Raw genomic sequence first — 11,368 nt, forward strand, 5'->3', positions numbered from 1 at the left:
GAGAGGGCTTCGACAAGCTCAGCCCGAGCGGCTGAGCCGTTCGGAGAGATCAAGAGGGGGTGGGCCGTTGAGGTCGTTCGCCCTGAGCCTGTCGAAGGGCAGCAAACGAGGGCCAGAGCGTCAAATTCGGTCGCGGGTGGTTTGGCGGCTGGTTTCACCATGGCGGGACGCAAACCACGCTTGTGCGTCGTCGCAGTCTTTGGCAATGCCCTTTGTCAGGGCGTCCAGACCGTCGTATTTGAGCTCGTCGTGTAATTTATGCAGCAAGTCCACCCGGATGATTTTACCGTAGCCCCCCTCGGCCCCCAGATGGGCAGGCCAGTCGAAGGCGTGCGTCTCCAGCAGCACGCGCCCGCCGTTGACATCATGAGGGTCCAAAGAGGGGCGGATGCCCAGATTGGCCACGCCCCTCAAGGGCTGATCGGCCAGGCCATGCACTTGGACGACAAAAATGCCGCTGGCGGCAGGCTTGTGGTGCGTAAAGCGCAAATTCAGCGTGCGAAAGCCGTCTCCTGCGCCTTGGGCAGTGGCCGCCAACTCGCGGCCCAGCTTGCGCCCGTGCACCACATGGCCACTGATGCTGTAGGGGCGGCCGAGCAGGGCCTGCACTGCGGGCAGGTCGCCTTTGGCCAGCGCCTCGCGCACGGCCGAGCTGGACACGCGCAGGCCGCGCACCTCGTAGCTGTTCATGCGAGCCACATCAAAGCCGAGACTTTGTCCGGCAGTGTCAAGCATGGCGTAGTCGCCCGCGCGCTTGGCGCCAAAGCGGAAATCGTCACCCACCAGCACATAGCGCACGCCCAGGCCGCGCACCAGCACCTGCTCAATGAAGTCTTGGGGCGATTGGCTGGCCAGCCGGGCGTCAAAGGGCACCACCACCACTTGGTCCACGCCGCAGCGCTCAAGCTCTTGCAGTTTGTCGCGCATCGTGGCGATGCGGGCCGGGGCCAAATCGGGCTGGTGGAGGGCCTTGGCAAAGTAGTCGCGCGGGTGGGGTTCGAAGGTCATCACACAGCTGGGCACGCCCCGATGGGCCGCTTCGCTGCGCAGCAGGGCCAGCATGGCCTGGTGACCCCGGTGCACGCCGTCAAAGTTGCCGATGGTCAAAGCGCAAGCGGGGGCCAGATCGGGATGGTGGAAGCCTCGGTAAACCTTCATGTCGCTCGTGATGTCCTGCCGCTGATCTGACTCAAGCGCCAGCTTTCACGGTATTGTCAATGTAAGAGGGTATATTGTGACCGAGCCCGATCCCTTCATCCTTGTACCCCAAGGCATAAGGTCCGATCGAGACGGAACTTTTCGTGTCAGTGGTTTTTGAACTGTTGGATGGAGGCGTCTGTGAAGGTTTTGAAACTCTCGGCCCAAGGCTTGCCGCAATCGTGGATCACGCTGGAGCAAGCCGTGACCCATTACGCCGCCGACGAGGTGCGTTGGGAAGCGGGCCAGCAACTGGCCGTGTTCCATGGGGGGCACAACGCGCTCACCGGCCAGCAATCCATCATCACCGTCAACAGCATCATTGGCACCCAGGGCGTGCCCCGCATCAACCCGTTTGACCTGGTTTCGGGCTTGACCAATCCAAAATTGTTTGTGCGGGACCGCAACGTCTGCGCGTATTGCGGCGGGCATTTTCACGAATCGGTGCTCACCCGTGAGCACATTGTTCCCGTGAGTCAAAAAGGGCCCGACCATTGGATGAACGTGGTCACGGCCTGCCGCTCCTGCAACCACCGCAAAAGCAGCCGTACGCCAGAGCAAGCCAACATGCCGCTGCTCTACGCGCCCTATGTGCCCAGCCTGTGGGAAGACTTCATCTTGCGCAACCGCCGCATTTTGAGTGACCAGATGGCGTTTTTGATGGCACATGTGCCCAAGAGCTCGCGATTGATGGCCTGAGCTGGCAGCCTCGCGACGCCGCTTGCGCTGGCCAGCAAAGCGCTGCATCATCCATCCCTGAAAACAAAAGAACCCATATCGGCATGCCTTTAAGGCATGGATTCGGTGATGGGGCCATCAGGGAGACCCGCCATGCCTCACCCACCCCTGGCCTTGCGCCAGTACCTTGCAAGCACGCCAGGCCTGAGCCGACGCGCCAGTGTGTCGGCGCTGCTTTTGTCGCCTTGGCTGATGCCACGTGTTGGCGCTCAGGTCGTGCAGCCCGTGGACTCCGGCGGGCACAGCGGCGTTCAGCTGGCCATGCCGTGGCCCGCTGGCCGATCCCCACAAGGTTTTTGGGTCAGCGAAAAATTCGACGGCGTCAGGGCCGTTTGGGATGGGCGCGTTTTGCGCTTTCGCAGTGGCCGCGCCATCGCAGCCCCTGCCTGGTTTTTGTCGGCATTGCCCCGGGTCGCGCTTGACGGTGAGTTGTGGACGGCGCGGGGGGCTTTTGACCGGCTCTCTGGCGTGGTGCGGCAAGCCGAGCCCGACGACGAGGCCTGGCGGGCTGTGAAGTACCTGGTGTTTGACGCCCCCGGTCATTCCGCCCCGTTTGCGCAGCGGGTGGCTTTTGTGCAAACCACGTTGGCGCAAGCGCAGCAGCCTTGGCTGATGCCGGTCGCGCAGCGCGAGGTGAACGACGCCCGCGCTTTGCAGGCTTTGTTGCAGGAGACGGTGCGCCAAGGCGGCGAGGGGCTGATGCTGCACCGCGCCGATGCCCTGTGGCAGCCCGGCCGCACCGACGCGCTGTTCAAGCACAAACCCGAGCAGGACGAAGAGGGTCTGGTGGTGGGCCACCAGCCGGGCAAAGGGCGTTTGCTGGGCATGACAGGGGCTTTGCTGGTTCAAATGCCGTCGGGCCAGCGTTTTGCCCTGGGATCTGGCCTGAGCGATGCCCAGCGCCGCAACCCGCCACCCTTGGGGGCGTGGGTTACTTACCGTTACCGCGATCGCACGCCCTCGGGCTTGCCGCGTTTTGCGTCTTTCTTGCGGGTGCGCGAGTTGGAGTGAGCCATCAAGGGTATTCGGAACTTCTAAGAACTTGCAACCTTGATTTAATGTGCATACAATAAAATGGTGAAGATTGGATTCGATCCAGCCAAAAATGCCGCCAATATGGCAAGCCGTGGTTTGCCGTTTGAGCTTGTCGAGCAGCTTGACTGGGCCCATGCGCTGATGGAGGAAGACACCCGAAAAGCCTACGGAGAGCGGTGATTTCAGGTGCTGGGGTTCATTGGGGGGCGGTTGCACGCCGTTGTATTTACGCCGCGCGAAGGCAAGGTGCATGTCATCAGTCTGCGCAAGGCCAATTCGAGAGAGGTCAAGAGATATGCCAAAACGCCCAAATCCAGAACGGGTTGATTCCGACAACCCCGAATGGACGGATGCAGACTTTGCCCGCGCCCGCCCTGCATCAGAAGTGTTGCCCGAGCTGTTTGGAACCCAGGCCGCACAGGCGATGCTCAAGCCACGCGGGCGACCACGATCTGAGGTCGTCAAAGAACGCATCACCATCCGCTTTGATGCCGATGTGCTGGAAGCTTTCCGGTCCACCGGCAAGGGCTGGCAGACCCGAATGAATGACGCCATGCGTGACTGGGTGCGAGCCCACTCTGCGGTGTAACCAGCAGGAAGTTTTGAGCAACAAAAAAGGCCCCTCTCGGGGCCTTCTTGTTGGGCTGCTCATTCAGACGATTCTGGTGTTGAGCCACCAGGCGAGAGGGCGGCGCGTTTCGGGCTCAGAGGCGCTTCGCTTTGCCACATCGCCCGACCCGCGCCGCCCTCCCGCCTTGCTTGGGTTCCTGGTTCGCCTCAGGCGAACACGCCTGCCGTCTCCTGCATGCGGGCTGACACTTCGCCCAACTGGTGCAGGGTGTCGCCAAAGCTCATGTCCAGCTGCGTCAATTTCTTGAAGTAGTGGCTCACGATGTACTCGTCCGTGACGGCAATGCCGCCGTGCAGCTGCACCGCTTGCTGGCCGATGAAGCGCATGGACACGCCCAGCTGGTACTTGGCGCGCGCCAAGGCGCGGCGGCGCTCGTCGGCGGGCGCGTGCAACTTCAGGCTGGCGTAGTAGCTCATCGAGCGGCCCAGCTCCAGCTGCATCTTCATGTCGGCCACGCGGTGGCGCAGGGCCTGGAAGCTGGCGATGTTCACACCGAACTGCTTGCGGGTGTTCATGTAGTCCACGGTGATGGCCAGGGTTTTGTCCATCACCCCAACGGCTTCGGCGCAGGTGCAGGCGATGCCGATGTCCACGGCCTCTTCCAAAGCGGTCAGGCCGTTCAGGGTGATCAGCTGCGCGGGGGCTTGGCTCATCACCACTTCGGCGGCGCGTGAGCCGTCTTGTGTGCCGTAGGCCTGGGTGCTCACGCCGCTGGCGCTGCGCTCGACCAAAAACAGGGCGATCTGGCCGTTCACGGTGGCGGGCACCACGAAGGCGTCGGCCTGGTCGCCCACGGCCACAACGCTCTTGGTACCGCTCACGGTCCATGTGCCGCCAGATTCGCTGGCCTGAGCGGCGCAGCGGTTCAGTTGGTAACGGGCACCGCGCTCTTGCTGCGCCAACACGACGATGGCTTCGCCTGCGGCCATGCGGGGCAACCAGGCCGCTTGCAGGGCTGCAGGGGCGTGGGTTTGCAGGGTGGCGCTGCAGATCAGGGTCTGGGTCAGGGGTTCGAGCACGATGCCGCGTCCGAGTTCTTCCATGGTGACCATGGCTTCGGTGGGGCCCATGCCCATACCGCCGTGCTCTTCGCTCACATAAAGGCCCGTCAGGCCCAACTCGGCCATTTCGCCGTAAGCGGCTCTGTCAAAACCGCCAGCGGCCACGATGGCGCGGCGGCGGTCAAAGTCATAGCCCTTGTCCACCCATTTGCGCACCGCGTCGCGCAGTTGTTCTTGGTCGTCAGAAAAATCGAAATCCATGTGTGTCTCCTTAACCCAGAACTGTCTGGGCGACGATGTTGCGTTGCACTTCGTTGCTGCCGCCATAAATGGTGGTCTTGCGCATGTTGAAGTAGTTGGCCGCCAGGGGCGCATTGGCCACCACGCCGCCAGGGAAGTTGCCTTGCCAGCCGGCGTCCATGGCTTCGAAGATGAAGGGCAGGGCAAAAGGACCTGCGGCCTGCATCATCAGCTCGGTGTAGCGCTGCTGAATTTCGCTGCCTTTGATCTTCAAAAGACCCGCAATGTCGAGCGAGTTCTTGCCGGACTTTTCGGCGGACAGGACACGCAGGACCAGCATTTCGAGGGCCACGATGTCCACTTCGAGCTTGGCGATTTCGTCGCGGAAGCGCATGTCGTCGTACACGCCTTCGGCTTTGGCGATGCGCTTCAAGCGCTCGAGCTCGCGTTTGGCACGGTTCACGTCAGCGATGTTGGTGCGCTCGTGGGCCAGCAGGTGCTTGGCGTAGTTCCACCCCTTGTTTTCCTCGCCCACCAGGTTCTCGGCGGGCACTTCGACGTTGTCAAACCAGACTTCGTTGACTTCGCACTCGCCGTCCAGCAGCTTGATGGGGCGCACGGTGATGCCGGGCGACTTCATGTCGATCAACAGGAACGAGATGCCGGTTTGGGGCTTGCCCTCGGTGCTGGTGCGCACCAGGCAGAAGATCCACTCGCCGTATTGGCCGAGGGTGGTCCAGGTTTTCTGGCCGTTCACGATGTATTTGTCGCCCACGCGCTCAGCGCGGGTCTTCAGCGACGCGAGGTCAGAGCCGGAGCCCGGCTCGCTGTAGCCCTGGCTCCACCAGACTTCGCCGCTGGCGATGCCGGGCAAAAAGCGTTGTTGCTGTTCGGCATTGCCAAAAGCCATGATCACCGGGGCCACCATCACCGGGCCAAAAGGCACCACGCGGGGGGCACCCGCCAAGGCGCATTCTTCTTCGAACAAATGCTTTTGCACGGCGGTCCAGCCGGGGCCGCCAAACTCTGTGGGCCAGCCCCAGCCCAGCCAGCCTTTTTTGCCCAAAATCTTGGCCCAGCGCTGCATGTCCTCGCGGGTCAGGCGCATGGCGGCGTGCACTTTTTGCGAAATGTCGGCGGGCAAGTTGCCCTTGACCCAGGTGCGGATCTCGTCGCGGAACGCGAGTTCGTCGGGGGTGAATGCCAAATCCATGGGGAAATCTCTCCGTTGGGGGTGGGTATTTTTGAGTGCAGTTCAAGCAAAATCAAACGACCGTGCTTTTTATCATGCGCAGACCGATTCGGCTTGTCCTTGGTGCGACAAAAGCCAAGAGACTTTTAGTGAGCAGGGATAATCCTGCCCTTCATGAGAAACATTGTCATTTTGATTTCGGGCTCGGGCTCCAACTTGGCCGCCATCGTGCGAGCGGCAGAGCAGGGCCGCTGGGGCCAACTCTTGAACGCCCGAGTGGCCGCCGTGCTGAGCAACCGGGCCGATGCCCAAGGCCTGGCTTTTGCCCAAGACCACGGCATCGCGACGCAGGTGCTGGACCACAAGACCTTTGCCAGCCGCGAAGCGTTTGATGCGGCCCTGATGGCTGAAATCGACCGCTACGCGCCTGCTGTGGTGGTGCTGGCGGGCTTCATGCGCATCCTGACCCCCGGGTTTGTGGCGCACTATGCCGGGCGCTTGCTCAACATCCATCCGTCTTTGTTGCCCGCTTTTCCCGGCTTGAATACCCACCAGCGGGCGATCGATGCCGGTTGCCGTTTTGCAGGGGCCACGGTGCACCAGGTCACGGCCGAGCTCGACCATGGCGCCATCTTGGCGCAGGCCGTGGTGCCTGTGCTGCCGAAAGACACCGCCGAGTCACTGGCAGCTCGGGTGCTCACTCAGGAGCACTTGATTTACCCGCAAGCGGTCGCTGAGTTTTTGGCTCAATCGCCAATGCGTTCAAATCGGGGCTGAAATTTTCCGTTGAATTCGGCCACATCGGCAAACATGGCGGCGGGGCGCACCCACAGGCCTTGCTCGCCATACAAGGCCTGGTAAAGCGTCATGGGCTGCAAATCTTCGCTGTGGCGCACAGTGCCCAGCACGCGGTATTGACCACCCTTGTAGTGGCGGTAAAGGCCTTTGGGTGTTTCGATCATCGGTGGCAGTGGTTCTGACATGTCTTTCCTGATGTGTGTCTGTCACAAGGGTCGGGGATGGGACAATGCACCCCTATGCATCCAAAAGCCCTTTTAGACGCCTGCGCCGATTTGGTCAGGCTGGTTCTCCAATTTGAACATCCCGCCGACGCCGTGGTCTCCCGTTATTTCCGTGAACACCGTGCCTTGGGGCCTCGCGAACGCGCCACCTTGGCCGAAACCGCTTTTGCGGTGCTGCGCAAAAAGCTGTTGTTTGAGCAGCTGGCCCGCTCGGGCTCGGGTGCCAAAGAGCGCAAGCTGGCCATTTTGGGCTTTTTTGGCCCGCGTGATTTTCTGGCCTCTGCGCTCAACGACACCGAGAAAAAATGGCTGGCCACCTGCGACGCCATTCCGGCCGACGCCCTGATGGCCCCGCACCGCCACAACCTGCCCGAGTGGATGGCCCAAGCCCTGCAAGCCCAACTGGGTGAGGATTTCTGGGACTTGGCCGAACACCTGCAACAGCCCGGCACCTTGGACCTGCGCGTGAACATGCTCAACGCCAAACGCAGCGATATCCAAAAAGAGCTGGCGCAAGCGGGCATTGCCTCTGAGGCCACGCCCTATTCGCCTTGGGGCTTGCGCCTGCAAGGCAAACCCGCCTTGCAAAAAACCGACGCCTTCACCCGGGGCGCGATCGAGGTGCAAGACGAAGGCTCGCAATTGCTGGCCTTGCTCCTCGACGCGCACCGCGGCGAGATGGTGGTGGATTTTTGCGCCGGTGCAGGTGGCAAAACGCTGGCGCTGGGCGCGGCCATGCGCAGCACGGGACGCTTGTACGCGTTCGATGTGTCCGGCCACCGCCTGGATGCGCTCAAACCTCGCATGGCCCGCAGTGGGCTGTCCAATGTGCACCCGGCGGCCATTGCCCACGAGCGCGACGACCGCGTCAAACGCCTGTCGGGCAAGATCGACCGCGTGCTGGTTGATGCGCCTTGCTCGGGCTTGGGCACCTTGCGCCGCAACCCCGACTTGAAATGGCGGCAAAAGCCCCAAGCTGTGCAGGAGTTGACCGAAAAGCAGCAAGCCATCCTGCAAAGCGCCTCGCGCATGGTCAAGTCGGGCGGTCGTTTGGTGTATGCCACCTGCAGCGTCTTGCCCGAAGAAAACGAGCTGATCGCTCAAGCCTTCAGCGCCGCCAACCCGGACTTTGTCCCCCTGAACGTGGCACAAGAGCTCGACAGGCTCAAAGTGCCCCACGCCACCAGTCTGTGCTCACCGGCCCCATCGGGCGATGCCCACCCCGATGCCCCGCCTGCCGGCACATTCCTGAGGCTGTGGCCCCATCGCCATGCCACGGATGGATTTTTTGCCGCAGCCTGGGTCAAAAAGTAATACTTTAAAACCCTTATCGGCCGAGGTCGGCCGAAAACGCTGTCCTTTTTGGGGCGGTAAACTTAAAATTGACGGATTGCCTGAATTCAGGTGCCAGTAGAAAGACAGACTCATGTTGTTGCCTGATTGGGCTTTTTTGGATGCCGTGGTTCACTGGATGGGCAACGGCCTGTTCGACCTGGCTTGGTGGCAAATGGTGCTGATCACCTTGGCCCTGACCCACATCACCATCGCCAGCGTTACCATTTTCCTGCACCGTCACCAGGCGCACCGCGCTTTGGACCTGCACGCGATCCCCTCGCACTTCTTTCGTTTTTGGCTGTGGCTGACCACCGGCCAGGTGACCAAGGAGTGGGCCGCCATTCACCGCAAACACCACGCCAAGTGCGAGCAAGCCGAAGACCCGCACAGCCCACATGTGCACGGCATTAAGACCGTTTTGTTCTCGGGTGCAGAGCTTTACCGCAAAGAGTCCAGAAACCTCGAGACCATGAAGCGTTTCGGCCACGGCACGCCCGACGACTGGATTGAGCGCAATCTGTACACCCGCTTTTCCTGGCAAGGCGTGGCCTTGATGCTGATCATTGACGTGGCGTTGTTTGGCTTCATTGGCCTGACCGTCTGGGCGGTGCAAATGGCCTGGATCCCGATCACGGCGGCCGGCATCATCAACGGCGCGGCCCACTACTGGGGTTACCGCAACTTTGAAGCGCACGACGCCAGCACCAACATTTCGCCCTGGGGCATCCTGATCGGTGGCGAAGAGTTGCACAACAACCACCACACATACCCCACATCGGCCAAGTTGTCGGTCAAGCCTTACGAGTTCGACATCGGCTGGTTGTACATCCGCACGCTCGAAACCCTTGGGCTGGCGACTGTCAAAAAGACGCCCCCGCGCTTGGCTTACGGCGACATTCGTCCCGTGGCCGATGAAAAGACCCTGGAAGCGCTGATTGCCAACCGTTACGAAGTCATGGCTGGATATGCCCGGAATGTGCGCGCTGTGATGCAGCAAGAGGCCGACAAGCTCAAGCTCGACGCCAACGTCTTGCAAGCTGCCAAGCGCTGGTTGCACCGCGACAGCGCCAATGTGCCTGTATCTGCCCAGGCCCAGCTCAAACAAGCCCGAGCCGCCAGCCCGGTGCTCGACAAAATGGTTCAAATGCGCGAAGAGCTTAGCCAAATCTGGCTGAACACCTCGCATTCCCGCGAGCAACTGGCCGCTGACCTGCAAGCCTGGTGCCGCCGGGCCGAAGAAAGCGGCATTGCCGCATTGCGCGACTTCTCGGTCAAGTTGCGGGCTGTGCGCCAAGCGACCTGAAAATTGATGCATCTAATCTAAAAGGGCCCTCAGGGCCCTTTTTTTTCGCTTGTACCGAACTCGGGCGAATGGTCAAACAGCCTCACTTGATTCGCCGCTGTCATCCCAAACTCGGGTCCCAGCCCCCGACGGGCAAAAAAAAATGGGTTCTCCATCTGCTGGCAATGGGTCCCCAACGGCGCCTTGGCCCAAGGTGCTCTGCACATTCAAAAAAGCTCAGTCGATTTCTTGTCTTGAATCCGCCATTTGGAGGATTTCTATTTGCGGATTGTTGAAATTGGCAAAAACAGAAATACTCGATTCATAAATTTGAATACCAATGGTAACTCTAAAGAAAAAACTGATGCCATGCGAATTTTGATTCGGAACCAGAGCCGCCATGTCGCTCGTCCTTTCATCGATCCCTGTGCGCAGCGACCACAACAGGCCAAGCACTTGCACATGAACCTGTCCAGGAAAGAACAATGAAAACTCAAAAAACCAATCTTTTCAGCTGCTTGATGTTGGGCGCCCTCTTGCTTGCAGGCTGCGCTCAAACCACCACCCGTCAAACACCAGAGCTCAGCAAAGAGCGACGCAGTCTGGAGCCCATCGTGTCACTGGGCGGCAGCTTCAAGGCACTGCCAGCGGTCAGCCATACCCAAAGCCGCGTGGTCCTGTACCGCGATGCTCAAAGCGCCTTGACCGGCGCAACCAGCGTCTTCTTGGACGAGCGCTACCACGCCTCACTTGAAGCGGGTGCATGGAGTTCACTTTGCTACAAGACCGGCCCCGTCGAGATGGGTGCGCGGCAAATGCGTGTGGGCAGCTCACCCAAAGACCTGCCCGATACCATCACCGCCTTGACCTTGATGCCAGGTCAAACGCATTACGTTCGTGTGCAGTCCAACGGTGCCAAGCCGGTGTTGCAACCCGTGGCAGCGGCCCAAGCGCTGCAAGAGCTGGCCGGCACCCGCCAGCAGATCCATACCGTCTCACGCGTGGCCATCGACTGCCAGCCCGAGACCGCACCGGCAGTGGTTGCACCATTGCCTGATCAAACCTACACACTGACGGCGGACACCCTGTTCGCTTTTGACCGCGCTGACCGCGCCGCCATGACCGATGCGGGCACCCGGGCCATTGACCAGTTGCTCTCGCGCCTGAGTCAAGACTTCAGCCGCATCGACCGCGTGCACCTGATCGGCCATGCCGACCCGCTGGGCAAAGCCGAGCGCAACGAGCGCTTGGCCATCGAGCGGGCGCTGACGGTGCGCGAGCACATTATGCGCAGCGGCGCAGTTGCAGCCCCCATCACCGTCGAGGGCCGCGGCAGCCGCGATCCTGTGGTGAGCAGCTGCGGCAAACCGGCTACGCCCCAAACCATTGCCTGCAACCAGCCTAACCGCCGCGTGACGGTGGAGGTCATCGGGGTGCGCCGCTGATGTCCATCGTTTCATTGCGATCGCAGCGCGGCAATCACCCCACCGCGTCATTGCGAAGAGCGCAGCGACGCGGCAATCCATGGATGGCTTCGTGCCTCGCCATGACGGTTCACTCGTCATTGCGAAGAGCGCAGCGACGCGGCAATCCATGGATGGCTTCGTGCCTCGCCATGACGGTTCACTCGTCATTGCGAGGAGCGCAGCGACGTGGCAATCCATGGATGGCTTCGTACCTCGCCATGACGGTTCA

Annotated in this window: 14 protein-coding genes; 9 read left to right on the forward strand and 5 right to left on the reverse strand. The window is 61.2% G+C overall.

Features of this window, described 5'->3' with window-relative positions; translation table 11 throughout:
* Positions 1-120: 120 nt before the first annotated feature.
* Positions 121-1,158: a bifunctional riboflavin kinase/FAD synthetase gene (locus B9Z49_RS00250; protein ID WP_108351446.1), complete on the reverse strand. Its 1,038-nt coding sequence runs from the start codon at positions 1,156-1,158 to the stop codon at positions 121-123.
* Between the two features lie 180 nt (positions 1,159-1,338).
* Between B9Z49_RS00250 and B9Z49_RS00255 the strand changes: the two genes are divergently transcribed.
* The 5 genes from B9Z49_RS00255 to B9Z49_RS00270 all read left to right on the forward strand — a co-directional run bounded on the left by B9Z49_RS00255 (position 1,339) and on the right by B9Z49_RS00270 (position 3,559).
* The gene (locus B9Z49_RS00255) at positions 1,339-1,896 is read left to right on the forward strand and encodes an HNH endonuclease (protein ID WP_108351682.1); all 558 of its coding nucleotides are present in this window, start codon (positions 1,339-1,341) and stop codon (positions 1,894-1,896) included.
* 132 nt (positions 1,897-2,028) lie between these two features.
* Entirely contained in the window at positions 2,029-2,946 is a 918-nt protein-coding gene (locus B9Z49_RS00260) for a DNA ligase (protein WP_233254445.1), read from the forward strand.
* A 63-nt stretch (positions 2,947-3,009) separates the two neighbouring features.
* Entirely contained in the window at positions 3,010-3,150 is a 141-nt protein-coding gene (locus B9Z49_RS22115; protein WP_233254446.1) for a hypothetical protein, read from the forward strand.
* Between the two features lie 6 nt (positions 3,151-3,156).
* Complete coding sequence (locus tag B9Z49_RS22430; RefSeq protein ID WP_304598581.1) at positions 3,157-3,297, forward strand: BrnT family toxin; 141 nt, start codon at positions 3,157-3,159, stop codon at positions 3,295-3,297.
* Positions 3,266-3,559 (forward strand): BrnA antitoxin family protein, encoded by a 294-nt coding sequence (locus B9Z49_RS00270; RefSeq protein ID WP_108351447.1) that lies wholly within the window; start codon positions 3,266-3,268, stop codon positions 3,557-3,559. Before B9Z49_RS22430 ends, B9Z49_RS00270 begins: the two co-directional genes overlap by 32 nt.
* Before the next feature lie 188 nt (positions 3,560-3,747).
* Here B9Z49_RS00270 and B9Z49_RS00275 read toward each other — a convergent pair whose 3' ends face one another.
* Positions 3,748-4,863, reverse strand: coding sequence for an acyl-CoA dehydrogenase family protein (locus tag B9Z49_RS00275; protein WP_108351448.1), 1,116 nt, complete (start codon positions 4,861-4,863; stop codon positions 3,748-3,750).
* 10 nt (positions 4,864-4,873) lie between these two features.
* On the reverse strand, positions 4,874-6,055 hold the full coding sequence (locus B9Z49_RS00280; RefSeq protein ID WP_108351449.1) for an acyl-CoA dehydrogenase family protein: 1,182 nt from the start codon (positions 6,053-6,055) through the stop codon (positions 4,874-4,876).
* 153 nt (positions 6,056-6,208) lie between these two features.
* Here B9Z49_RS00280 and purN point away from each other — a divergent pair, with 153 nt between their 5' ends.
* Entirely contained in the window at positions 6,209-6,811 is a 603-nt protein-coding gene (gene purN / locus B9Z49_RS00285) for a phosphoribosylglycinamide formyltransferase (RefSeq protein ID WP_108351450.1), read from the forward strand.
* Here the strand turns inward: purN and B9Z49_RS00290 are convergent.
* Positions 6,781-7,017 (reverse strand): DUF1653 domain-containing protein, encoded by a 237-nt coding sequence (locus B9Z49_RS00290; RefSeq protein WP_108351451.1) that lies wholly within the window; start codon positions 7,015-7,017, stop codon positions 6,781-6,783. The two genes, purN and B9Z49_RS00290, sit on opposite strands and share 31 nt — an antisense overlap.
* A 54-nt stretch (positions 7,018-7,071) precedes the next feature.
* Here B9Z49_RS00290 and B9Z49_RS00295 point away from each other — a divergent pair, with 54 nt between their 5' ends.
* Together B9Z49_RS00295 and B9Z49_RS00300 are read left to right on the forward strand one after the other, a co-directional pair.
* On the forward strand, positions 7,072-8,370 hold the full coding sequence (locus tag B9Z49_RS00295; RefSeq protein WP_108351452.1) for an RsmB/NOP family class I SAM-dependent RNA methyltransferase: 1,299 nt from the start codon (positions 7,072-7,074) through the stop codon (positions 8,368-8,370).
* Positions 8,371-8,482: 112 nt separating this feature from the next.
* A complete protein-coding gene (locus B9Z49_RS00300; protein ID WP_108351453.1) occupies positions 8,483-9,694 on the forward strand; it encodes a fatty acid desaturase in 1,212 nt (403 codons plus the stop codon).
* 216 nt (positions 9,695-9,910) lie between these two features.
* On the opposite strand, the gene B9Z49_RS00305 is transcribed toward B9Z49_RS00300, so the two are convergent.
* Positions 9,911-10,135 carry a hypothetical protein gene (locus B9Z49_RS00305; RefSeq protein ID WP_146188427.1) on the reverse strand — a complete coding sequence of 75 codons (225 nt, stop codon included), beginning with the start codon at positions 10,133-10,135 and terminating at the stop codon, positions 9,911-9,913.
* 23 nt (positions 10,136-10,158) lie between these two features.
* On the opposite strand from B9Z49_RS00305, the gene B9Z49_RS00310 reads away from it, so the two are divergent.
* Positions 10,159-11,118: an OmpA family protein gene (locus tag B9Z49_RS00310; protein WP_108351455.1), complete on the forward strand. Its 960-nt coding sequence runs from the start codon at positions 10,159-10,161 to the stop codon at positions 11,116-11,118.
* Positions 11,119-11,368: the final 250 nt, after the last annotated feature.

The organism is Limnohabitans sp. 2KL-51, from assembly GCF_003063645.1.
GTDB lineage: Bacteria > Pseudomonadota > Gammaproteobacteria > Burkholderiales > Burkholderiaceae_C > Limnohabitans_A.

Bases quoted from the DNA above. Each gene is read 5' to 3' on its own strand.
- B9Z49_RS00250 (WP_108351446.1), bottom strand. From the start codon at position 1,158: ATGAAGGTTTACCGAGGCTTCCACCATCCCGATCTGGCCCCCGCTTGC.
- B9Z49_RS00260 (WP_233254445.1), top strand. From the start codon at position 2,029: ATGCCTCACCCACCCCTGGCCTTGCGCCAGTACCTTGCAAGCACGCCA.
- B9Z49_RS22115 (WP_233254446.1), top strand. From the start codon at position 3,010: ATGGTGAAGATTGGATTCGATCCAGCCAAAAATGCCGCCAATATGGCA.
- B9Z49_RS00270 (WP_108351447.1), top strand. From the start codon at position 3,266: ATGCCAAAACGCCCAAATCCAGAACGGGTTGATTCCGACAACCCCGAA.
- B9Z49_RS00275 (WP_108351448.1), bottom strand. From the start codon at position 4,863: ATGGATTTCGATTTTTCTGACGACCAAGAACAACTGCGCGACGCGGTG.
- B9Z49_RS00280 (WP_108351449.1), bottom strand. From the start codon at position 6,055: ATGGATTTGGCATTCACCCCCGACGAACTCGCGTTCCGCGACGAGATC.
- purN (WP_108351450.1), top strand. From the start codon at position 6,209: ATGAGAAACATTGTCATTTTGATTTCGGGCTCGGGCTCCAACTTGGCC.
- B9Z49_RS00290 (WP_108351451.1), bottom strand. From the start codon at position 7,017: ATGTCAGAACCACTGCCACCGATGATCGAAACACCCAAAGGCCTTTAC.
- B9Z49_RS00295 (WP_108351452.1), top strand. From the start codon at position 7,072: ATGCATCCAAAAGCCCTTTTAGACGCCTGCGCCGATTTGGTCAGGCTG.
- B9Z49_RS00300 (WP_108351453.1), top strand. From the start codon at position 8,483: ATGTTGTTGCCTGATTGGGCTTTTTTGGATGCCGTGGTTCACTGGATG.
- B9Z49_RS00310 (WP_108351455.1), top strand. From the start codon at position 10,159: ATGAAAACTCAAAAAACCAATCTTTTCAGCTGCTTGATGTTGGGCGCC.